Origin of the sequence: Paenibacillus doosanensis (assembly GCF_025060755.1) — a bacterium.
Taxonomy (GTDB): Bacteria; Bacillota; Bacilli; order Paenibacillales; family NBRC-103111; genus Paenibacillus_S; species Paenibacillus_S doosanensis.
The window spans coordinates 190,748-212,199 of sequence record NZ_JANYUY010000002.1; the positions used below are offsets into that span (position 1 = coordinate 190,748).

Genomic DNA, 21,452 nt, shown 5'->3' on the forward strand with positions numbered 1-21,452 from the left:
GTCCGCTGGGGCGTCCATTTGATCCCCCAATCGCTGTTGAAATCGGATTTCTTTGGATTATTTTTTCGTTTTTATGTGGAGAGAATCCGCTTTCAAAGGCGAACGCTTACGCTTTTCCAGATTCAAATGGCCCCTCCGCTTTTTTTCACCAGGCTTCTGCATCAGCCGTTTGAGCCGCTTTGGCGGGAAGCGGCATCTGATAGATCGGTGAATTAATTCACCGTATTGGATGGATGCGCCATGATCCATAAGACCTCCGGCAATCTTTCGAGCCGGGTACCTGCGAATCAGCCCAACGCCTCCTGACATGCTCCTGCCTCTCCGCGTACGACGAAGAGAGTGATGAATTATTTCACCACCCTCGGAAGAAATTCACCGCCTTCGGCCACCGGCTTACTGGCCGTTATCCCATCGCTGCAATTTTTTTACCAAGGTCGAATGATCGATCCCGAGATGCTCCGCCGCTTTCCGCAGCGAGCCGTACTTGTCCAGCGCTTCGCCGATCATTCTCCGCTCAAATTGCTTTACCTTCTCCTTCAAGGTCGAAGCCGTATCGATCCGGCTCTGGTCATGAATGTGAAGCGGCAGATGCGCGGGCTCAATCATATTCGAAGGCACCGACACGATCATGTTCTCGATCAGGTTGCGCAGCTCCCGCACATTGCCGGGCCAATGATACCCCTCCAGAATCCGCTTCGTCTCCTCCGCGATCTGCTTGTCGATCCGGTACTGCCGGCAAAAATAGTGAAAATAATGATCCAGCAGCGGCACGATATCTTCCCGCCGCTCCGCCAGCGGCGGAATCGAAATTTCCACGACGGCCAGCCGGTAATACAGGTCCTCCCGAAACTTGCCGCCACGAATCAGCTGCCGCAAATCCTGATTCGTCGCGGCGACGATCCGAATATTCAGCGGTCTCGGCTTGGTGCCTCCCAATCGCTGAATTTGCCTCTCCTGCAGCACCCGCAGCAGCTTCACCTGCAGCGACAGCGGAATTTCCGCTATCTCGTCGAGCATGACCGTGCCCTGATCGGCCAGCTCCAGCAAACCGATCTTGCCGTTGCGGCTTGCCCCCGTGAACGCTCCCGCTTCATAACCGAACAGCTCCGATTCGAGCAGCTGCTCGGGGATCGCGCCGCAATTAATTTTGATAAAAGGCTTCTCCCGCCGGTCGCTCAGATCGTGGATCAGATTGGCCATCACTTCTTTCCCCGTGCCGGAAGGGCCGTATAACAAAATGCTGGTCGGATACGGGGCCACCTGCGAGATTTGCTCGTACACCTTCTTGATCTGGGGGCTGCGGAACACGATATGCTGCTCGGTCTCGCCGCTTTTCAGCGTATACCGGTTATTCTGGATGCGCGAGAACGTATGCGCTTTCTCCAGCTCCTTGCGCAGCTCGTTCAAATGCGTAATATCGCGCACGCTGGTGACGATCATCTCCAGATTCCCCTGCTCGTCGAACACCGGATTGCCGGTTACGATGACGTCCTTCTTGCCCCCGATCCGCTGAATGATGGAGATGCGCCGCTTTCTTTCGAGCACGAGCAAGGACACCGATTGATCGAAGTAGCCTTCCGACATCAAATCCGCCATCCGGCGGCCGATCAATTCTTCGCGCCGGAAGCCGGTAATTTCCTCGTAGGCGGTATTCACCTGCATCGTAACGCCTTCCTTGTCCACCACATACAAGCCGTCGGTAGAAAACTCGATAATCGACTCCATCTGCTTCAGCAGCTTGCGGTAATGATGCATCTCCGATAAATCTTGGATAACCGCAATCGCGCCGACTCTGCTGCCGTTCTCGAAGAGCGGCGTTCGGTTGACCATGCAGACGCGTCCGCCGATCACCATCTCCCCGCCGATCGAGCTCTCTCCCCCGTCCAGCACTTCATGCATCCGGGAATGGGGAATCAGCTTCTTGATAGGCTGTCCCTTCCAATCATCGCTCCCTACATTAAGCAGCTTTTGCGCCGCTTCGTTCATCAGTGCGATCTCGTTATCCGAGTTGACGACGATGACGCTGTTATGCATGGATGAAATAATATTGCCCCACAACGGAACGGATACGGATTCATCGATCATGATCTGCTTCCTCCTCGCTACAAACTGTTCGGCGGCTTTAAGAAATGTGGCGTTTCAGTCGTGACCTGCGGTCGAGCGGCGTTTCCACTCGCTGTTCCAACTCTTTGTCGGCCGTCGTCTCCGGCTACCAGCGTATCCGGCCGATCAGCTCCGTCATAGCCGCCCGATGCTCCGCCGCTGCCGGCCATCCGGCTATTTCCTCCTTAATTCGCGCCAGGTTCGTATATCCCTTGGCCAATCCGTTCAAGCGGGCCGCCAAGGTCGATTGCTGAAGCTCCTGCGGCGTATACAAAGTGCCGAGCTTATCCATCGCATCGGGAAACCGCTTCAAATAATATTTCTGGTGCCTGTCTTCCGCGGGGTAAAATTCCCTGAGCGGCGCCAGCTCGGTATCCGGTTCGGCCATTCCCCGCTCCTTCCTGACCGCCGCAACGCGCAGCGCGGCCGCTTCCTGCTCCTTATCGCGGCAAAGCACAAGCGAACGGTACTGGCGTCCTTTATAATCATTGATATTGACCGGGTTATGATGGTTCCAGAACAGTTCCAGCAAGTCTTCCAGCGATATAAGTGCAGGGCTGAAATCGACCTCGACCGTTTCCGAATGATCGCCCATCTGCCGGTAGGTCGGCTGGTCCGTCGTTCCGCCGGCATAGCCGACGCGGGTGCTCACGACGCCCGGCAAATGTCCGAAGAGCGCCTCCGGACTCCAGAAGCAGCCCATACCGAGCGTCACGGTCTGAGTATGCGATTCGAAATAAGGGGGAATCTTCTTCTTCCCCGATTCTGTATACCGGCTCATGCTAACGCCTCTTCCTTTCCTTGTATGAGCTTTTCCAAGTCTGCCGCTTACTCCTTATGTCCACTATACCATAGGAGAACGCAAAAAGAGCATCCTTACGGATGCTCTCCTCTATCGTCAGCCTATGTCGAACTATTGCGCCAACCCCGGCTTCATCGCCGCCATCGACGCCGCGCTGCCACCATTGCTTCCGCTGCTATTTCAAACTGATGTTCAAGAAAGCTCTCGTCCGTTCGTGTTGAGGGTTCGTGAACAACGGCTCCGGATGACCGGCTTCCACGATTTCTCCTTTGTCCATAAACATCACCCGGCTCGCCACTTCACGCGCAAAGCCCATTTCGTGAGTGACGACCATCATCGTCATATGCTCTTCGGCAAGACGCTTCATCACCTGCAGCACTTCCCCCGTAAGTTCGGGGTCCAGCGCCGACGTAGGCTCGTCGAACAGCAAAATCTCGGGGTTCATCATCAGCGCCCGGGCGATGGCGACGCGCTGCTTCTGCCCTCCCGACAATCTCGCCGGATATTCCGACGCGCGGCTTGCCAAGCCTACTTTGTCCAGCAGCTCGGCGCTGCGCCGCGCAATATCGGCGGACGACTCCCCTTTGACGATTTTCGGGGCCAACTCGAGGTTTTGTTTTACCGTCAGATGCGGAAACAGGTTGAAGTGCTGGAACACCATGCCCATCTTGGAGGTGATCCGCTTTATCTCCTGCGGCTTGGAATACACTCCGTCCTTCACGAGAGCTTCGCCGTCCACGCTGATGCCGCCCCCGTCAATGGTCTCCAGATGGACGAGACTGCGCAGCATCGTGCTCTTCCCGGAGCCGGAAGGGCCGATGACGGCCACGACGTCTCCTTTTTCCACATGGAAGGTCATATTCTTCAGCACATCCAAAGTGCCGTATGATTTGCTGAGGTTCGAAACTTCAATAATAGCCACGTTAGCCAGTCCTTTTATTCAAATTTAAATCTGCGTTCCAGCCATTTGAACAGCAAGGTTAACAAGAGCGTCATGATCAAATAAATGACCCCGGCGATAAAGAACGGCACGATCGTAAAATCGCGGTTTACCGCCGTCTGCGCAAAATGCAGCAGCTCCGGAACGGCCACGGCATACAAGAGAGCCGTATCTTTAATGAGGGTAATCGACTCGTTGGATACCGCCGGCAGCACGACACGGAACATTTGGGGCATGATGATGCGCGTCATCGTCTGCCGCTTGCTGAAGCCGAGCACCTGAGAGGCCTCGTATTGGCCTTTGTCGATAGCCAGCAAGCCCCCGCGGAAAATCTCGGCGAAATACGCCGCATAGTTCAGAATGAAGCCCAGGCAGGCAGCCGTAAACCGGTCCAGGACCAAATATTCGCCGACGCCGGGAATCATAGGCAGCCCGAAGCAGATCACGAGCAGCTGCAGCAATAAAGGCGTGCCTCGCATGACATAAATATAAGCGTGAGCCAGCCCCGACAACGCTCTGCTGCCGCTTTTGACAGCCAAAGTAATCACAAAGCCGAGCGGGACCGACACGATAATTGCAATGATAAACAAGAGGACCGTCATTCGGGCTCCCTTGAGCATCGGGATGACCATAGAGGTCATGATATCTGCGGACATACACTTATTCCTCCAAAAGCAAAACGGGATTTCCCATAGAAGAAATCCGGTTCGCCTGATCCATATTCGATTCGTTATTTCAGAACTTTATTTTCGCCGAACCACTTCTCGGAAATTTTGGCGGCGGTGCCGTCTTGGTTCATATCGTCCAGCGCCTTTTGCAGCTTTTGCAGCAGCGCTTCATTTCCCTTCTTCACTCCAACCCCGTATTCTTCCGGCGCAAGAGACTCGTCCAGCAGCTTGAAAGTACCCTTTTCTTTGGACATATAGTAGTCGATCACCACTTCGTCAATGACGACCGCATCGACGCGGCCGATCTTCAGATCGCTTAAGGCAAGCACGTTATCTGCATATTCGGTTACCGTCTTGATCTTCGATTTTACGGGATTGTCGTTCAATGCGTCCGCCGCCGAGGACAAAGATTGCAGCCCCACGACTTTACCCGTCAGATCGTCGAGCTTGGTCAAATTCGATTTGGCCAGAGTGACGACCACCTGCGCGTTTTTCAAATACGGCTTGGTGAACAAGACTTTGCCTTTACGCTCATCCGTAATCGTGTAACCGTTCCAGATCAGATCGATCCGGCCGCTGTTCAGCTCGGATTCTTTGGTTTGCCAGTCGATAGGTTGAAATTCCGCCGTCTTGCCCATCTTCTCGGCAGCGGATCTGGCATAATCGATATCGAAGCCGACGATTTCGTTCTTATCGTCGCGGAAGCCCAGCGGAGCGAATTTGTCGTCGATGCCGATGACCAGTTTAGTAGATTCAGCCCCGCCGCTCTTCGAGCCGGAGCATCCTGTAAATAGGGAGATTGCCGCCGTGACGACCAAAGCCATAGCTGCCAAACGTTTCATAAAAAATAAACCACCCTTGCTTCATAAGTATTGTTGCATTCGCTTTACTACGTTACCACTTTATCAAGAATTACATGATAACATAGATTCGCAAAAGGTGTCGATAGGTTCAAAGGAAGTAATTTTTTCCCTTTCAACATCGATAGATTCCTATTATAAAGGGGATCATCATTTCTTATAATTGACCATGAATCTATTAATGAATGCAAAAAAGCACCGATCCGTACGATCGGCGCCGTGAGAAGCGCGGTGAAAATATCATTTGCGCACTGCGCTGCGGTACATCAGCATCAGCAGATAGGGCGTCCCCAGCAAGGCGACGATGATGCCAGCGGGAATTTCCTTCGGCGCGATGACCGTCTTGCCGATGAAGTCGGCTGCGACGAGCAAGACGGCGCCGAACAGCGCGGAGAGCACGACCGATCTGCGGTGATGGTGACCGACCAGCAGGCGGACCGCATGCGGCGCAAGCAGTCCGATAAAGCCGATGGCGCCGACGCTTGAGGCCGCCGTCGCAGCCAGCGCAACGCCGATGACGGTTGCGATCAGCCGCGTACGCTGAAGCTTCAGCCCGAGCCCGAGCGATACTTGATCGCCGAAGGCCAGCAGATCGATTCTGCGGCCGAGCCACCAGGCGACCGGCGCCAGCAGCACCATGGCAACGGCCAAGCGCAGCCATTCGTCATAACCGCGGGCATACGTGCTGCCGGCAAGCCAGGCTAGAGCCGGCGCCGCGGCAATACCGGAGCGGATGACGAAAAACTGAATGCCTGCCGTTCCGATAGCGGAGACACCGATCCCGACCAGAATTAACGAGACGGGATGAAAGCCTTTCTTCCACGTGAACGCATAGACGCATATCGCGGCGGCGGCAGCCCCCGCGATCGCCCCTAGCGGGAGTGCTGCGGCAGGCGCCTGCGGCCACAGCACCAGCACGGCCAGCGCTCCGCAGCCCGCCCCGGAAGTCACCCCTAGGACGGACGGGTCGGCGAGCGGATTCCGCAGCGCTCCCTGCATCATCGATCCGGCTATCGCCAGCGCGCCGCCGGCGAATGCCGCAACCAGTATGCGCGGCAGCCGCAAGTCGACAACGATGTTCCGAGCAAATTCCTCGCCGCTCCCGATGAGGGCGAGCCATACTTCATGGACCGACAAGCGCATCGTTCCGGACATCAGACCGGCTATCATCAGAACGATCAATACCGTCAACAGGCCGGCAGCAAGCGCAGGGTAAGGAATGCGTTTACCCATGGCTCCGACGCTCATCGACGCTCCGGCCTCCTGGGACTGCCTTCCTTTCATCGTTTTCACGACGAGCCAAATCAGCCACGGAGCGCCGAGCGCCGCCGTAACCGCCCCGGCCGGCAGCTCGCCGAGCGAGCTGCGGAACATGCGGGCGATCGTATCCGCGCCGACCAGAATGACCGCGCCCCATAAGGCGCTTGCCGGCAGCAAGGTCACATGGCGGCGCAGCCCCATCAGGCGCATCAGATGCGGCGCTATCAGCCCGACGAAGCCGATCGGGCCGACGACGCTGACGGTGACGCCGGCCAGCAGCACGGCCGCCGCCATGCCGGAGAAGCGCGTCAGCTCGACCTTCTGCCCGAGCGAGCGGGCCGTATCTTCCCCGAGCTCCAGCATATCGAACGCGCGGGCGAAAATCAGCGCATAGGCGATGCCGATCGCAATCCACGGCCACGCATACTGAACGCCGCTCCAGTCGTTCTGCACGAGCGATCCGGCTCCCCAAGCGAGCAGCTGCGAAGCCTGGGTCTCAAACAGCAGCTGCAGCGCGCTGGTGAACGCGGCAAGCACAAGACCCACAATCATCCCGGCGACGGCCATCCGCACCGGCGTGCTCCTCCTGCCTCCGGCGATCCAGTACGTCATGGCCGCAGCGCCCAGAGCTCCCGCCAGTCCAAGCAGCAGCGGCGCGCTGGCTTTCAGGGCCGGGAAAAATATCGCCGCCGCCATAATGACGAAGTATGCCCCCGAGTTCAGGCCGAAGGTCGATGCGGATGCAAGCGGGTTGCGCGTCACCGTCTGCAGCAGCGCGCCGCACACGGCAAGCGCCGCTCCGGCCAGCAAGCCCATGACCGCCCTCGGCAGACGAATGCCGCGAACCATATGATGAGCCGCGGTATCCTCGGGATGCGTGATCGCTCCGATCACTTGCCCGAGCGTAATCTCCGCTTCCCCGTAGGTCAAGCTGACAAACAGCAGGGCGGCCAGCAAAACCAAGCCGCCCCCAAATACGAACAAACTCTTCCATCCCTTAGACCGGACCGCATCGCCGGTGACGGTGTTCATCGTCATGCCCGTCATTTGGCTAGAGCGTTCGTCAGGAGGTCGACGATCGTTTTAGCCGATAACGGACCGCCGAACGTCCATGTGTTGCCCGGCAGCTTGTACGTACGGTTTTCCTTCACGAAGGCCAGTCCGTTCCACACCGCATTATCCTTCAATTGCTTCTCGAAAATATTATCGTTATCCTGCACGATGTAGATGAAATTCGCGTTTTGCACGGCAGGAAGCGCCTCGACGCTGGTCGTTGCGAAGCCGTTCGGCTCAAACTTCGCCGATTTAAAAGCATTTTTCAGACCGATCCGGTTCATGATCTGGATGATCATCGAATTGTCGGTGAACATGCGAAGCACAGCGGCGTTTTGCTGCGAGAAGGCTTGAGTTACGGCGATTTCCGCCCCTTCCTTGCCTTTCTCCTTCAGCTTGGCTTTGGCTTCGTCGAACGATTTCTGCAAATCGCTCATCACTTTCTCGCCCTCGGCCTTTTTGCCGACCAAATCCGCTACGGTCAAAAACGTTTTCTCCATCTCATCGTACTGGTCACCCGCTCCTTCGGCAGGATACGGATTGAACGCCACCGTCGGCGCAATTTTGCTCAAAGCCTCATAGCTCGATTTGATCCGGAAGTCGGGCGCGACGATCAGATCCGGCTTGAGCGCGGCAATGGCTTCCAGGCTCGGCTCCGTGCGTACGCCTACATCGACGACGCTCGCGTCAAGCTGCGTAGGAATGTTCACCCATGTTTTGTAGCCTTTAATGTCGGCGACGCCCGCAGGCTGCACGCCTACCGCCAGTAAAAATTCGACGTACGACCAATCGAGCGCGACGACGCGCTTGGCCGTCCCCTTAATCTCCGTTGTGCCGAGCGCATGCTTAATCGACTTGCTGCCTCCGGAAGCGTCCTGGCTCGCTCCTGCAGCCGGTGCCGCATTGTCCTTAGCCGGTTCGCTCTTCGCGCCGCAAGCGGCCGCCAGAAGCATCAGCATCAGCGACAGCATAATGACGAGCGGTTTTCTCATCTTGTTCATTCGGTTAATCCCCCTAAATGATGTATAATAACAAATGATGCTTAATAAACTAGCTTCTCGCCGAATCGTGATAATGATTATCATTATCTAGGTGAAAATATTAATCGTTGCTCTGTAGTTTGTCAATACTTTTCCAGAAGGTTCGCCGTTTTCGGAAAAACGCAAAAAACGCCTGCCCTAGGGCGGCGTTTTCAAATATACATATTCATCCGGCCTGTATTACCCAAATTGGGGACAGCTGCCGCCTCCCTCTACCGCTGCAGCTCAGTCCAATACAATACCGCTGCGACAACCAGCACGCAAAACAAGGTAAACAGCGCAATCTTCCACGGGCTGCGCGGTACGCGGCCGGTTACGCTTCCCGTCTCCCCGTTGACCATATAACGGTACGTTTTGCTTTTGTACATATAGGTTGCATTCCACACAGGAAGCAGAACATGCTTATACGTCCGGTCAAAATATCTCGTGCGAATATCCAGATTGCGGATTTCGTCGCCGCCGATTTTCCTCCGGATTTCGCCGCTCAGCCTGTCGTCCACGCGGGACTGAGCGTCGGCCCAGCCCTGCCGCAGCGAGACCGTATAACGCTCCGCGATAAATCCGCTCAAGTATTCCGGCTTATACGGCACCAGTTGATGCAGCTTAAAATCGTTGAGCTTGTTCAGCAGTTCGCCGTCGTATTGTCCGGAGGCCGGGACGAGCACATCGTCGTAAAATTTCCGGTAGGTGCCGCTCGTCCAATGCCATACCGTATAGCGAACTCTTTCCGTATAAGTTTCGGTCTTACCGTTAACGACGCGGGTGCGCGTCTCCTGCCGGTAATGGTACACGCCGACCTCCGCTTTGTAAGACGAATCCGTATCGGTGTCGAACGTCCAGAACGGCACATAGATTCCGTTCAGATTAGAGCTGACGGACCGTTTTTTAAATTCATTCGGGATAAACCACCTTCGTTTGCGCCATGCGTTGAAGGCTTGCGCCGCTTGCTCCCGGGAAATATGGAAAGGGATGACCGATTCCGGGCGAATGCTGCCCGGATTTCCTTGCGGAAGCACCTTGGGCGACCCGCAGAACACGCATACGGCAGCGGTCTGGCTGGCAGGCATCAGCATTTCTCCGCCGCAATTGCCGCATTTGATCACCTGCTGCTCCGTTCCCCAATCCATTAAGGAAGCGTCGTCTTCGTCCGCAAAATCAAGATCGTGCTCCTCGGGCGCTCCCTCGCTCTCGTTTTCGATCGGCTTCTCGCTGCCGCAATAACGGCATTTCAGCGTTTGGCTGGCCGTGTCGAACTGCATTTGGCCGCCGCAGCCGGGGCATGGAAAGGTCGCCGTCCGGTCCTGCACCGTTATCTGCTCGTTAGCTCCCATAATCGAATCATCCTTTACAATTTAGTGCCGCAGCTCGAGCAGAACTTGGCTCCCGGTACTGCCGCACTGCCGCACTCGGGGCAAAAACGGCGTTCGGGGCGAGGCGTCCCGCACTCGGGGCAAAATTTGTCGGTTGCCTTAAGCGAATGGCCGCAGCCGCCGCACGGCTCAGTTCCGCCTTCCGGCTCGGAAGCTGCGCCGCCTTGAGGCGGATTCGGCTTCGGATTCCCGCCGGCCGCGGCAGGCTCGGCCGCCGGAGGCTGCTGTCCGGCCCCTGACATCATCTGATTGATCATTTGCCCCATGGCCATTCCGGCTCCAAGCCCCGCGCCTGCCCCGGCCAAACCGCCTCCCGGGTTGGAGGCCGCTTCCCGGATCGATTCGGCCGTCTGGTATTTCATATATTGATCGAGGTTGCCGGCGATATTCATCGACGACCTGCGATCGATCATCTTCTCGACTTCTTCCGGCAGCGAAATATTTTCGATAACGAATCCGGTCAGCGATAGCCCGACCGCCGCGAAATTCGGCTGCAGCTTAGCTCCCGCCTGCGAGCTGAGTTCATCGTAATGCGTAGCCAGATCGATGACCGGAATGCCCGATTCCGCCAACAAATCGCTCACGCCCGATACGATCATCGTTTTGAAAAAGCCGGCTATTTGACCCGGGTTGAAATCCTCGTGCGAACCGAAAATCTCCCTCATAAAGACGGCCGGTTCCTTCACCTTGAACGAGTAATTCCCGAAGCCTCTGACGCGCACTACTCCGAACTCCTTATCGCGCATCATCACCGGATTCGTCGTGCCCCACTTTTGATCGGTAATATTGGTTGTATTGACGAAATACACGTCGGCTTTGAACGGAGAGTTGAAGGCATACTTCCACGATTTGAGCGCGGTGAGCAGCGGCATGTTGTGCGTGCTCAGCTCGTATTTACCCGGACCGAACACGTCGGCGATCTGCCCTTCGTTCACGAAGATGGCCGCCTGTCCTTCCCTCACCGTAAGCTGCGCTCCCATCTTAATGGCGTTATCATACACGGGGAAACGATACACGATCGAATCGGTATCTTCAATCCACTCGATTACTTCAATAAACTGGCCTCTAAGAAATGAAAACAGTCCCATACTTCATCCTCCAATCAAATCCCTTTTCCCAAACGGCATTGCCGTTCGCTTTAGCAGCACTGATTCCTATTATACGGTAAACCGCCGAACGGGGTAACCCATTCCCTTCCATATCTTCGGATATAAACCATTAAAACCGCAGGAGAGGCACTTTTACCGTCTTATGCCGATGAAAAAGCAGTCTTTCGTCGACAGCAATCGCCAATAATCCCCCTTATTTTCCTATTGTTTCTATAATATACGATCCGAACTGCAGGCAGGTTTCTTCATCGGAGGTCCCGACTTGCGCATATGCAAAAAAAGAAGCCGGCACCCCGATTATGGGGCGCAGCTCCTTATGTTCATTGATCAGGATTCCGTGCGTTACGGACCGGTCTGCACGTCCGATTGCTTCGTCCGGGGTTTCTCCTCCGTCCACTCGTCCGAGAAGGTCCTAAGGCGCCGGAGCGCCGGAAATAAATACATCCATAACGCGGCGACCGCTATCGTTCCGACACCGCCGATGAAGGTAGCCGGAACCGCTCCGAAAAATCCGGCCATCATGCCCGATTCGAATTCGCCCAGTTGGTTGGAGGTGCCGACGAACAGCGAATTGACCGCATTCACCCTCCCCCTCATTTCATCGGGGGTATGCAGCTGAACCAGCGTCGAGCGGATCACAACGCTGATCACATCCGAGGCGCCGAGCAGAAACAAAGCGGTCAGCGACAGGATTAAGCTGGTCGACAAAGCAAAGAGAATGGTCGCCGCCCCGAACACGGCCAACGCTCCGAACAGTATCGGCCCGAGCGCGCGCTTCAGCGGAACATGGGCGAGCACAAGCGACATCAGCAAGGCCCCGATCGCAGGTGCCGACCGCAAGAGCCCCAGCCCCCAAGGGCCCGTATGCAAAATGTCCTGCGCGAATATCGGCAATAACGCCGTAGCGCCGCCGAGCAGAACGGCGAAGAGATCGAGCGAGATCGTACCCAGAATGATCTTATGACGGAAAACGAACACAAGTCCCGTGAACAGGGAGCGAACGGCCAGCGGTTCGACTTTGCGGACGCTCCGCTTCTTGCGAATCCAGTAGATGAGCGCGGCCGAAGATAACAGCGCAACCGCCGACGTCACATAGACCAGCGACGGACCGGCCGAAAACAGCAGGCCGCCTAAGGAAGGCCCCAAGATTTGGGCCGTTTGTCCGGCTGAGGCGGACCAGGCGGATGCTTGCGGAAGCAGCTCCTTCGGTACTAGCTCCGGCACTAGCGCGGCCAGCGTGGGACCTTCGAACGCGCGGCAGGCTCCGATGACGGCGGCAGCCAGCAGAATCTGCTCGCGGCCGAGCCAGCCGGCGTGGTTCCCGAAGGCCAGGAACACGGCGACGACGCCTTCGAACAGCTGGCACAGAAAGACGATTTTGCGGCGATCGAACCGGTCCGCTACATGGCCCACAAGCAAGGTCAGCAGCATCATCGGCACAAACTGGGCTAGTCCTACCAAGCCTAGACTAAATGCGTCATTGGTCAGCTCGTACATCTGCCAGCCGATGGCCACGGAGAGCATCTGGAAGGAAGTCGTTGACAAAATTCGGGCAACCCAGGATTTCGCATAAGAAGGCTGCCGAAGAACGGATGGACTGGATTGCGGCAAACGGTTCACGACCTTTCGAGGAGCTGCGGAGGGCCTCCTCCGTACATAATGTTTACAGACAGGATCAACTGCGGTTTGGACGGGAACAAATCCCCCAAAAGCCATCCATGCCGCTACGCGGCACCACAGACAATGGAAATGGGGTACCAAGAGTAATTTCCAGGGTAGTGACGTTATGCTCTGAAGCTTATTCCGTCCGCATCCAGCCTCAGCTGGATCGGCGTCTAACCCTTCCTCTGGGATCGTTCTTTGGGTAGACTTTCCTTTCGGGGGAGACCACGGATTTCCACAGGATATTGCTGCGCATCATTTCCTAAACAATAGAATAACCCCACAAAGTAGTGGGGCCTTGGCTTCGAAGCCGATTCAGGTACTTTGCGGGGAGCCCCGAAATTTATAAATAGCGGCGCCCGGATTAGCCGCGGACAGCCTGCTTCTCGGAAGCCGGTTCGATCAGACGATGCTGATACCATTTCTCCCCTTTAAACCGCCATAGAAAGACAAGTCCCCTTACTCCCCATTCGCAGTTCATGGCGAGCCATACGCCGACAATGCCGAAGTGGAAAACGATGCCCAGGATATAACCCAGCACGATTCTAAACAGCCACATCGACAGCATCGAAGTCATCGAAGTGAATTTGGAGTCCCCGGCCGCACGAAGCGCGGAAGGCAGCAGGAAGCTAATCGACCATAGCGGGATTTGGGCCAACGCATTAATCAGCGTCACGTTGAAAATATCATCCACAATATCGGCCGGAGGATGGAACAGCCCGACCAGCGGCCGAAACATAGGCAGAACGATCAGTGCCATCAGCACAAAAGAAAACGAAGACAGCCATATAAACGATTTCGTCAATTTTCTCGCATCCGCGACATTTCGTCGTCCCATACATTGGCCGACCACCGTTATGGCCGCAAGCGACAACGCATTGGAAGGAATTTGCAGCACGACGGCAAGCGTCGAGCAAATCGCGTTGGTCGCCATGGCGTACGTTCCGAGGCTGACAATGAACATTTGGGTGACAATCTTGCCGCCGTTAAAAAACATTTGCTCGGCCGCAAACGGCAGACCGACGAACATAATCTTCTTGATCATCGCCAGCTCGAATTGAAACAAATCCCGAAGCCGAAAGGAAAGACTCGCGTTCGCCACAATTTTGGCCAAAAAGAACAGCGCGATGATCGCCGCCGAATACCGCGACACATTGGCCGCTATAGTCATCCCCAGAACGCCCATGTGCATAAAGTTGATAAAAATGACGTTCAACACGACATACGACAAATTCATAATTAAGGAAAGAATAAGCGAAGCTCTCGTTCTCCCTATTCCTCTCAGCGCCCCGCATACCGCCTCCTGAACGGCGATACCGACATAGGAGACGCTGCTGCCGACCAAATAGACGTGGGCATTGTCCAGCACATCCGCTGAAGCGCCGCCGAACAGCAGGTTCATCACCGGATTGTGGAACAAGCCGATCAGCAAGCTGATGCCCAGAGCGAACAAAAACACAGTGGACACGGTGCTGGCCGCCGACTTGGAAACCATCGGCTCGTTCCCGCTCCCCTTATACTGCGCTACGACCACCGTTCCCCCCGTAGATACGGCGATAAAGGTGCTGATCAGGAACATATTGATCGAATCGATCATGTTCACCGCACTGATCGCCGCTACGCCCGAGGAACTGATCATAACGGTGTTTACGAGACTCAAACAGACGAGAAATGCCTGATCGATCAAAATCGGCGTATACAAAGAAATGATCTGACGGTAATTGACAGACTCTCCGGAAAAATATTTTTCCAAAAAGGCATGCTTTCTGCTTCGCAAACTCATTGGGGTCACATCACATTCTTTTGGTCAAATTGAGAAAACCCTCAAGCGAGGTCTTACAAAAATAGAAACTGCGCTCGGCGGGCGGTAATTTGGATCGTCAACAGGCAAAATTCTTTACTGCACTGACGCTTTAACAAACTCAAATACTGCTATGTGTTAAAAAAACTCTTCCAATTTCAGAAGAGCTTGCCGGCTTATAAACAACGATTTAAACGATCGCGGCCCACAGCGGAAACCGCAAGATCATGATTTGCTTTGATGATACTATCACCGGGGGCTTCAGTCTGTCAACGTCCATTATCTCCCCTCACAGCCCCTATAGGGCCAATGCGGCCCTGAAATCGCCTTCAGAAGGCTTCGGGCGTATGGGACCCGCTCGAATCCATTTCCATCCATAATATTATTTTGTTTAGAATAATCCACCTTTCTTAAAATATTAGAATTATCAAAAGGCCTGCCGAGCCATTATGATAAACCCGACAAGAACTTAATTATGAAATGGAGCGGCGAATGGATGAAAATCAACGTTTTGGGCGCAGTAGCCATAAGCTGTATGATGCTGGCTGGATGTACGGGAGACGGAGGAACCGGAGGAGGGGAACAGGAGCAGGCGGCTTCAACCGCGCAGTCATCTTCAGCGGTGCAAAGCCATTCACCTTCTAATGAGAACGAACTGCTTATTTACACGGTATGGCCTCAATACTATATCAAGGAAGATGTGTGGCAGCAGCAGGTGGGCCAATATCTTACCAAGAAATTTCCCGGCGTCGTCTTTAAGCATATTCAATGGGATAATCCGGGAAGGCAATTTAAAGACTTGATTGCGGCGGGAACGATCCCCGATATTATCATTGACGATTCCGCCCGCAACACGTACAGGGAAATTCGCAGATACGGTCTGGAATACGATATGAGCGAGCTGGTGAAAAAGTACAACTTCGATACCGGAACATTGAATCCGGGTATGCTACAGCAGTCCGTTACCTCCTCGGACGGAAAACTGTATTCTCTGCCCTACAGCTCTGCCGAGTGGGTTTTGGTGTACAACAAGGATATTTTCGATAAATTCGGCGTCGAATACCCCAAACCGGGTCTAACCTGGGATGAAGCCTATGAGCTGGCCAAGAAGCTGACGCGGCAGGACGGAGAAGTTACTTATAAGGGCTTCCAAGTGAATCCTTCCCATTATATGATGTGGAACCAGCTGTCGGAGCCTTCGCTTGACCCGAACGAAGACAAAGCCACACTTACCTCCGACAATTGGACGAAGATTACTAATAATATTAGACGGTTTTACGAAATTCCCGGCAATCAGCTGGTCAAAACGAACGCCTTCTCCCGAGGCAGCATCGCTATGGCTATCGATACGATCGATACCGCGGCCAAATGGGCGAACGAGAACAAAAATTTGAATTGGGACTTCAGCTCGGTTCCTGTGTTTCCGGAAGCGCCCGGCAAGAAATTTCAGCCTCAATCGACCGCGATGTTTATTACGAATCAATCGAAGAACAAAGACCTTGCCTTCCAGGTCATCTCGTATATATTATCGCCGGAAATGCAGCTGCACCTCTCCCGCCAGGGGCTGATGATTCCCTCGACGGACGCTGCCGTTCAACAGGCATTCGGCCAGGATTTACCGGAATTTCGAGGCAAGAACACGCAATCGCTCTATGCGCTGGAAAGCGCCTTGCCGCCTACCCGCAAGCCCGGCTTGACCTACATATTCACGCATAATCAAATCGACTATGTTTGGAAACCGCTCATTCATGCGGAATCCAAAGAAACCGTTACGGCCCTGCGAATGGCTAACGAGCTTGCGAATAAGGCGATTCAAAACACGAAAGCCGCGGAAGCGCAAGGCGTATACAGCGAGGATCAATAGAATTTGCTGGCGCAGGACCGGTTCAGGTATAGCCAGGCCGACTGTGTGGTTACCTCGCCTCTGTTTATTCAACCGTCCCTTAAAAGCGTGGTGAAAAAGTCCGCTGCGGCGTCCATTTGATCCTCCAATCGCTGTTGAAAACGGATTCTTTGGATTGTTTTTTCGTTTTTCTGTGGAGAGAATCCGTTTTCAAAGGCGACCGCTTACGCTTTTCCAGATTCAAATGGCCCCTCCGCTCTTTTTTCACCACCCTTTTAAATTTACGTAACAAAGTGCAAGCTTCTACTATCCGTTAGCCGAATCACTTTACTCTTGTGCGGCAGCAGCCGGGCTTCAAAGCTTTCCCACTTGCTTTCAAAATCGCGCGTCCACTGATACATCCTGTTCAGCATCTTCAGATCGGACTTATAATGACACGGTTCGATTCCTATTTTTTGTTTGAGAAACCTGGTAAAAATTCTTAGTCTTCGCTTCCATAAGGGAGTGTCGAGAAATATAATCGTGTCGGCCATTTCCAATAAACATCGATACGATTCCCGGTCTGTTCCTTCAAATATCCAAGTTCCGTTCATATCGATGTTGTTAATAACCTCCATCTGCTCCTCTGCCGTCCGTTTGTATCGCCCTGCGGCGGTTTGATGATGAACGATGCAATCCAGCTCGTACCAAGGCACCTTTATTTTTTCGGATAAACGCTTGGCCAGTGTGGTCTTCCCGCTGGCTACAATGCCGATGATAAACACTTTTTTCATACACTGCTCAGCTCCGTATTCATTCGATTCCCGGCGGCGGCCGCCTATCATATTCCATTCGCGCGCCAGGCATCGTTTTCCTCTATACGGCACGGGGCCATCAACTTCGCAACTTACCGAAAGAACCCCGCGGTCGAGCCAACGATACACTTTTACTTCGCTGCATCATAGCAGGTATTGCGTCCAAGTGTGTCGTTCGTACTCAGGCGCATACCGAGCATTGAATAATTTCCTTTGTTCATTACCATACTGAGGGAGGAAAATGCATCCATTCGGTAGAAGATTTGAAGCGTTAATAAAAATTTGGAGGTGCAGGGATTTATGGGTAAAGTGGTCCACTTTGAAATTCATGTAGATGACATGGAACGAGCGAAAACATTTTACGGAGAAGTGTTCGGATGGAAATTTGAAGATTGGAGCAGTTATGCCGGCATGCCTTATTTCGGCGCTGTAACCGGCGAAGCCGGCGAGCTTGGAATTAACGGAGCCTTGATGCAGCGGCAAGGCGCTTCTCCAGCACCGGGCCAGGCTTTGAACGGCTATGCATGTACTATAGGCGTCGGCGATTACGATGCAACGGAAGCCCATATTCTTCACCATGGCGGCAAGATCGCTTTACCTAAATATGCTTTGCCCGGCATGGCGTGGCAGGGGTATTATATCGATACGGAAGGGAATTTGTTCGGGATTCATCAGCCGGATAAGGATGCGAAGTAAGATTGGGTTTCGATACTTTAAGGATCGATAGGAAGATGTTCTTCGAGATGGCCGAATCATCAATAATTCCTTTTATCATAATCGGTTAGTCGGAACTTTCCATCCATTTGGAATTTATAGTATGATGATCCATATGAAAGGAGATGAACTCATGTCTAAACAATTGATCATCGGCGACGCAATGCGTGAACTGGCCGCTACGCGCCGCGTATTGGAACGCTTACCCGAGGAGCATATGTCGTGGAAGCCGCACGAAAAATCGATGGCGCTCGGTGGGCTGGCTACGCATCTGATCAACCTGCTGAACTGGCAAATCGCGATTTTTCAGTATCCGGAGCTCGATCTCTCTACCGTACCCCAGCGGCGGGAGGCTTTGCAAAAACGTGCCGACATTCTGGAAGAGTTCGACGGGAACGTCGACAAGCTGGACAAGCTGCTTGCCGAATGCGACGATAAAGCGCTCGGCGAGGAATGGACGCTGCGCCACGGCGACCATGTCATCCTCCGCGAGCCGCGGGCGATCGCGTTACGCACCTTCGGGTTAAGCCACATGATCCATCACCGGGCGCAGCTCGGAGTATATTTGCGGCTTCTCGATATTCCGGTGCCGGGCGTCTACGGTCCCTCGGCCGACGATGAAGCCTAGTAAACTGAGTTTCACGACCCGCTTCGCGTAAAAAGGCAAAGCGTCTGTGTTGTCTCGCAAGCAGATGACAGCGATCAAGGGAAAATGAACAGCCAGCTGCCAGAAGGGAACGCAAGTGACCGTCGTTGTTTAAAACAATATTTTGAAGCCCGAAAAGAGGGGGAAAAGTGAGGGAACCGCTGCAAGCGAATTTCTTCAGTTCCCCTTATGACGTTTCGAATCTTCATAAATCCATAGTTCGCGAGATTATCTCGACAACCTGATAAAGACACCCTATCGGGTGTCTTTTATTAAATGAAACTCTTCTAAAGCTACAGCCGCTTCAGGATTTTCCTCTGACAGTTTGATTTTGAATTGCTCAAGCAGTTTGGCGAGCTCATCGCCTGATTCACTATTGGTTTCCTTCAGCTTAAGGTACGTAATGATACTGTGCCCAATCACCTCAGGGTTATTGGTCAAAATCGCGGATATATTTTCCAAATATTCTTTATTTGTTGCAAGCAGTTCGGCATGAATAAAATCTTCCAAGCACTCCGTCCACTTTTCCATTCTTTTATAAACATATGCCCTGTTTGAGTACAACACCGCGTGTTCTAGATACGATATTGCTTTATTGAAATCCAATAAGGCTTTCCCATAGAGATTTAATCGTTCATTTTTCTTGCTTTCCCTATCTCCGATTTCCTCTAGCACAAGACCTCTGTTGTTAAAATCGTGAACATCCAGTTCATCCTCATTTTCTTTTATTATGTAGCGGTTATAATAACTCAAAGCATCGTGGTAAAGGCTTTTGTTACCTTCCCTCGCAGCAAAAAAATAAGCATTAGCCAGTCCACGATAATGTTTTGTGGTTATATAATAGTTTCCTGCGCCCTCCAAACCCTCTCGAAAGAAATAAATCGCGTCTGCAAACTTACCTTTATTATAAAATGCATTCGCGACGGTAAAATAATGCTGGTAATCGATTTCTTTGTAAGCCGCCAGCTTAGACTTAAACTCTTCGATCTCTGCATTTGAAATCTGTTCTTGTTGATTAATGTGGTCAATAAATTGCTGAAATAATAATCGGATCGGCTCTTCCTCATCCAGCTCGGGAATTAAATTCACCATGCCATCTTCCGAAATAATCACAATGATACATTTGGTTTGATCAAGTTTGTGCAGGTAACGGTAAGCTGAGTTATATCTTGCCCCTCTGCTTGAATCCCCTATGTTGGGTTCGGCAATCCCGTCCAATATTACACCGACAGCATGACAAACGCCTGTATTGTCAAAATATACGGCTCCATCAATGGGCGTTAAGTATTGTACAACATCAGGATTGACCGCGGTGGGCTCGATAATGATGGATTGTTTCTTCAATCGTTCGACTTCTTGTCCAGCCGTTTCTTCATCCGTAATGACTACCATGGTGCCGTGTTTTTGCTCTCTCGCTTTTCTAACAACTCTCTCGAGAGTATCAATTTCTCTAATATTCTCTTCTTCCCTATTTTCAAAGAATTGCGCTTTCATCATTCGTTTGAATTTTCGGGTCGTAAAGCCTTCTTCTCCTAAAACCGGGCTTTTGAAAGAAACCTGCAGCAGATTTTTAAAGACGATTTCCAAATTACGTTCCGTTTTATAAATCTTTTTATCATTCTCATTGAATAGTTTTCCAAAGCGGGATTCGGTATGCACTGTTGTTAGGAGCTGCAGATTATATTTCGATAATCCTTTAAACACCACCCGAAATAGTAAATGATTGCCTACTTCATTCCAGTTGATGTGACCAATACCATAAATGTATTTTTCGTCAGAGATTAGATATATATCTTTGTCGTGATCTGTCATTTCCAACAGCTTGCGGATTAACTTGGAGTCGTCCAACAAGATCTCATTTTCCCTAAATCGAATGATATACTTAATTATACCTCGAGATGGATGCAGCAAAGCTTGATCGGCAAATAGCATACATCCGAACGGGTTACTGCCCTCGTAGGTTCGCGTGGAAATATCGTCTATTTTCTCAAGCAAAATATTAATATAATATTGGCTGCTTTCTTCATTGGAAAGCAGAGGAGATGCAACGTCTTTCATTGTATACAAGCCTTGTAGCAAAGTTTGGATCTTGCCCATGAATAACCGAGTCATTCTTCTGGAAAATTGGATAGCATCTTCGTTGTACTTTTTACCAACTTCACTCTCACCGTCCAGCTTTAGAACATTCTTATCGCGAATAAAGTAATCTTGGAAATAATAATCCAGGACCATTCTTATAAAAGACAGCTCTGGATAGTTATAAAATATATCTTGAAGCTGCGAATCGACGTTATGTATGACAACCATCACTTTTAACTTGCGCTCTAGCCCTTCCGTGTTGATAGCAAAATCATTTGCATAGATAATATTGGTTTTAAACTGCTCTTGATTCGGCTTCTCAACATCAACGATACCTGTTTTATTTTGCTCGTTTGTTTTATCCGCAGGGAGAGACATTAGCTTGGATTGTATGATTTCTTTTAACATCGTGTCCTTCATCAACTCTCGGATTTCATTATTTTCCGAGTGAACCGGATTTGACATATCGAGCTCGCGGAACACTCGGATCAATTCTTTTAGCGGCTCTTGATTGATCACGATCTTTTTGCCGCCTTGGTCGGAAAGCGCCCTTCTTACTCTAACCACATTCTCAATATTCGGATAGTCATTATTGTCTAGCGTGAAAGTATACAGCTTTAAGTCGAATTTCTTATTCAGTCTTTTTAAGATATCTTCCAGATTCCCAAACACGACTTCGTTTATCCACTCTAATGATGACACCTTGAT

General features: G+C 52.4%; 16 protein-coding genes. 3 read left to right on the forward strand and 13 right to left on the reverse strand.

Annotation, left to right across the window (positions count from 1 at the left end; all coding sequences use genetic code 11):
• Positions 1–393: 393 nt before the first annotated feature.
• The 11 genes from N0M98_RS03345 to N0M98_RS03395 all read right to left on the reverse strand — a co-directional run bounded on the left by N0M98_RS03345 (position 394) and on the right by N0M98_RS03395 (position 14,650).
• Complete coding sequence (locus tag N0M98_RS03345; RefSeq protein WP_249860012.1) at positions 394–2,085, reverse strand: sigma 54-interacting transcriptional regulator; 1,692 nt, start codon at positions 2,083–2,085, stop codon at positions 394–396.
• 124 nt (positions 2,086–2,209) lie between these two features.
• Positions 2,210–2,884, reverse strand: coding sequence for a peptide-methionine (S)-S-oxide reductase MsrA (gene msrA, locus N0M98_RS03350; RefSeq protein WP_249860013.1), 675 nt, complete (start codon positions 2,882–2,884; stop codon positions 2,210–2,212).
• Positions 2,885–3,080: 196 nt separating this feature from the next.
• Positions 3,081–3,827, reverse strand: a complete 747-nt coding sequence (locus N0M98_RS03355) for an amino acid ABC transporter ATP-binding protein (RefSeq protein ID WP_283942763.1) — start codon at positions 3,825–3,827, stop codon at positions 3,081–3,083.
• 14 nt (positions 3,828–3,841) lie between these two features.
• Positions 3,842–4,501 carry an amino acid ABC transporter permease gene (locus N0M98_RS03360; RefSeq protein ID WP_249860014.1) on the reverse strand — a complete coding sequence of 220 codons (660 nt, stop codon included), beginning with the start codon at positions 4,499–4,501 and terminating at the stop codon, positions 3,842–3,844.
• A 74-nt stretch (positions 4,502–4,575) separates the two neighbouring features.
• Complete coding sequence (locus tag N0M98_RS03365; RefSeq protein WP_249860015.1) at positions 4,576–5,355, reverse strand: amino acid ABC transporter substrate-binding protein; 780 nt, start codon at positions 5,353–5,355, stop codon at positions 4,576–4,578.
• 258 nt (positions 5,356–5,613) lie between these two features.
• Positions 5,614–7,617, reverse strand: coding sequence for an iron ABC transporter permease (locus N0M98_RS03370; RefSeq protein WP_310943036.1), 2,004 nt, complete (start codon positions 7,615–7,617; stop codon positions 5,614–5,616).
• Between the two features lie 59 nt (positions 7,618–7,676).
• On the reverse strand, positions 7,677–8,687 hold the full coding sequence (locus N0M98_RS03375) for an ABC transporter substrate-binding protein (protein WP_249860016.1): 1,011 nt from the start codon (positions 8,685–8,687) through the stop codon (positions 7,677–7,679).
• Positions 8,688–8,938: 251 nt separating this feature from the next.
• A complete protein-coding gene (locus tag N0M98_RS03380) occupies positions 8,939–10,057 on the reverse strand; it encodes a TFIIB-type zinc ribbon-containing protein (protein ID WP_249860017.1) in 1,119 nt (372 codons plus the stop codon).
• 14 nt (positions 10,058–10,071) lie between these two features.
• Positions 10,072–11,184, reverse strand: coding sequence for an SPFH domain-containing protein (locus tag N0M98_RS03385; protein WP_249860018.1), 1,113 nt, complete (start codon positions 11,182–11,184; stop codon positions 10,072–10,074).
• A 363-nt stretch (positions 11,185–11,547) separates the two neighbouring features.
• Positions 11,548–12,921, reverse strand: coding sequence for an MFS transporter (locus N0M98_RS03390; RefSeq protein ID WP_259617001.1), 1,374 nt, complete (start codon positions 12,919–12,921; stop codon positions 11,548–11,550).
• Between the two features lie 310 nt (positions 12,922–13,231).
• A complete protein-coding gene (locus tag N0M98_RS03395) occupies positions 13,232–14,650 on the reverse strand; it encodes an MATE family efflux transporter (RefSeq protein ID WP_375295438.1) in 1,419 nt (472 codons plus the stop codon).
• A gap of 514 nt (positions 14,651–15,164) precedes the next feature.
• On the opposite strand from N0M98_RS03395, the gene N0M98_RS03400 reads away from it, so the two are divergent.
• Positions 15,165–16,532, forward strand: a complete 1,368-nt coding sequence (locus tag N0M98_RS03400) for an ABC transporter substrate-binding protein (protein ID WP_259616956.1) — start codon at positions 15,165–15,167, stop codon at positions 16,530–16,532.
• Between the two features lie 260 nt (positions 16,533–16,792).
• Here the strand turns inward: N0M98_RS03400 and N0M98_RS03405 are convergent, their stop codons facing one another.
• Positions 16,793–17,284 (reverse strand): P-loop NTPase family protein, encoded by a 492-nt coding sequence (locus N0M98_RS03405; RefSeq protein ID WP_259616957.1) that lies wholly within the window; start codon positions 17,282–17,284, stop codon positions 16,793–16,795.
• A 321-nt stretch (positions 17,285–17,605) separates the two neighbouring features.
• On the opposite strand from N0M98_RS03405, the gene N0M98_RS03410 reads away from it, so the two are divergent.
• Positions 17,606–18,001, forward strand: a complete 396-nt coding sequence (locus N0M98_RS03410) for a VOC family protein (RefSeq protein WP_249860023.1) — start codon at positions 17,606–17,608, stop codon at positions 17,999–18,001.
• Positions 18,002–18,152: 151 nt separating this feature from the next.
• Complete coding sequence (locus N0M98_RS03415) at positions 18,153–18,647, forward strand: DinB family protein (RefSeq protein ID WP_249860024.1); 495 nt, start codon at positions 18,153–18,155, stop codon at positions 18,645–18,647.
• A gap of 273 nt (positions 18,648–18,920) precedes the next feature.
• Here the strand turns inward: N0M98_RS03415 and N0M98_RS03420 are convergent, their stop codons facing one another.
• A complete protein-coding gene (locus N0M98_RS03420) occupies positions 18,921–21,446 on the reverse strand; it encodes a tetratricopeptide repeat protein (RefSeq protein ID WP_249860025.1) in 2,526 nt (841 codons plus the stop codon).
• Positions 21,447–21,452 lie beyond the last annotated feature (6 nt).

What these genes read in the sequence shown, in the direction of transcription:
- N0M98_RS03345 (WP_249860012.1), bottom strand. Translation starts at nt 2,085, where the DNA reads ATGATCGATGAATCCGTATCCGTTCCGTTGTGGGGCAATATTATTTCA.
- msrA (WP_249860013.1), bottom strand. Translation starts at nt 2,884, where the DNA reads ATGAGCCGGTATACAGAATCGGGGAAGAAGAAGATTCCCCCTTATTTC.
- N0M98_RS03360 (WP_249860014.1), bottom strand. Translation starts at nt 4,501, where the DNA reads ATGTCCGCAGATATCATGACCTCTATGGTCATCCCGATGCTCAAGGGA.
- N0M98_RS03365 (WP_249860015.1), bottom strand. Translation starts at nt 5,355, where the DNA reads ATGAAACGTTTGGCAGCTATGGCTTTGGTCGTCACGGCGGCAATCTCC.
- N0M98_RS03375 (WP_249860016.1), bottom strand. Translation starts at nt 8,687, where the DNA reads ATGAACAAGATGAGAAAACCGCTCGTCATTATGCTGTCGCTGATGCTG.
- N0M98_RS03380 (WP_249860017.1), bottom strand. Translation starts at nt 10,057, where the DNA reads ATGGGAGCTAACGAGCAGATAACGGTGCAGGACCGGACGGCGACCTTT.
- N0M98_RS03385 (WP_249860018.1), bottom strand. Translation starts at nt 11,184, where the DNA reads ATGGGACTGTTTTCATTTCTTAGAGGCCAGTTTATTGAAGTAATCGAG.
- N0M98_RS03390 (WP_259617001.1), bottom strand. Translation starts at nt 12,921, where the DNA reads ATGGCTTTTGGGGGATTTGTTCCCGTCCAAACCGCAGTTGATCCTGTC.
- N0M98_RS03395 (WP_375295438.1), bottom strand. Translation starts at nt 14,650, where the DNA reads ATGAGTTTGCGAAGCAGAAAGCATGCCTTTTTGGAAAAATATTTTTCC.
- N0M98_RS03400 (WP_259616956.1), top strand. Translation starts at nt 15,165, where the DNA reads ATGAAAATCAACGTTTTGGGCGCAGTAGCCATAAGCTGTATGATGCTG.
- N0M98_RS03405 (WP_259616957.1), bottom strand. Translation starts at nt 17,284, where the DNA reads ATGAAAAAAGTGTTTATCATCGGCATTGTAGCCAGCGGGAAGACCACA.
- N0M98_RS03410 (WP_249860023.1), top strand. Translation starts at nt 17,606, where the DNA reads ATGGGTAAAGTGGTCCACTTTGAAATTCATGTAGATGACATGGAACGA.
- N0M98_RS03415 (WP_249860024.1), top strand. Translation starts at nt 18,153, where the DNA reads ATGTCTAAACAATTGATCATCGGCGACGCAATGCGTGAACTGGCCGCT.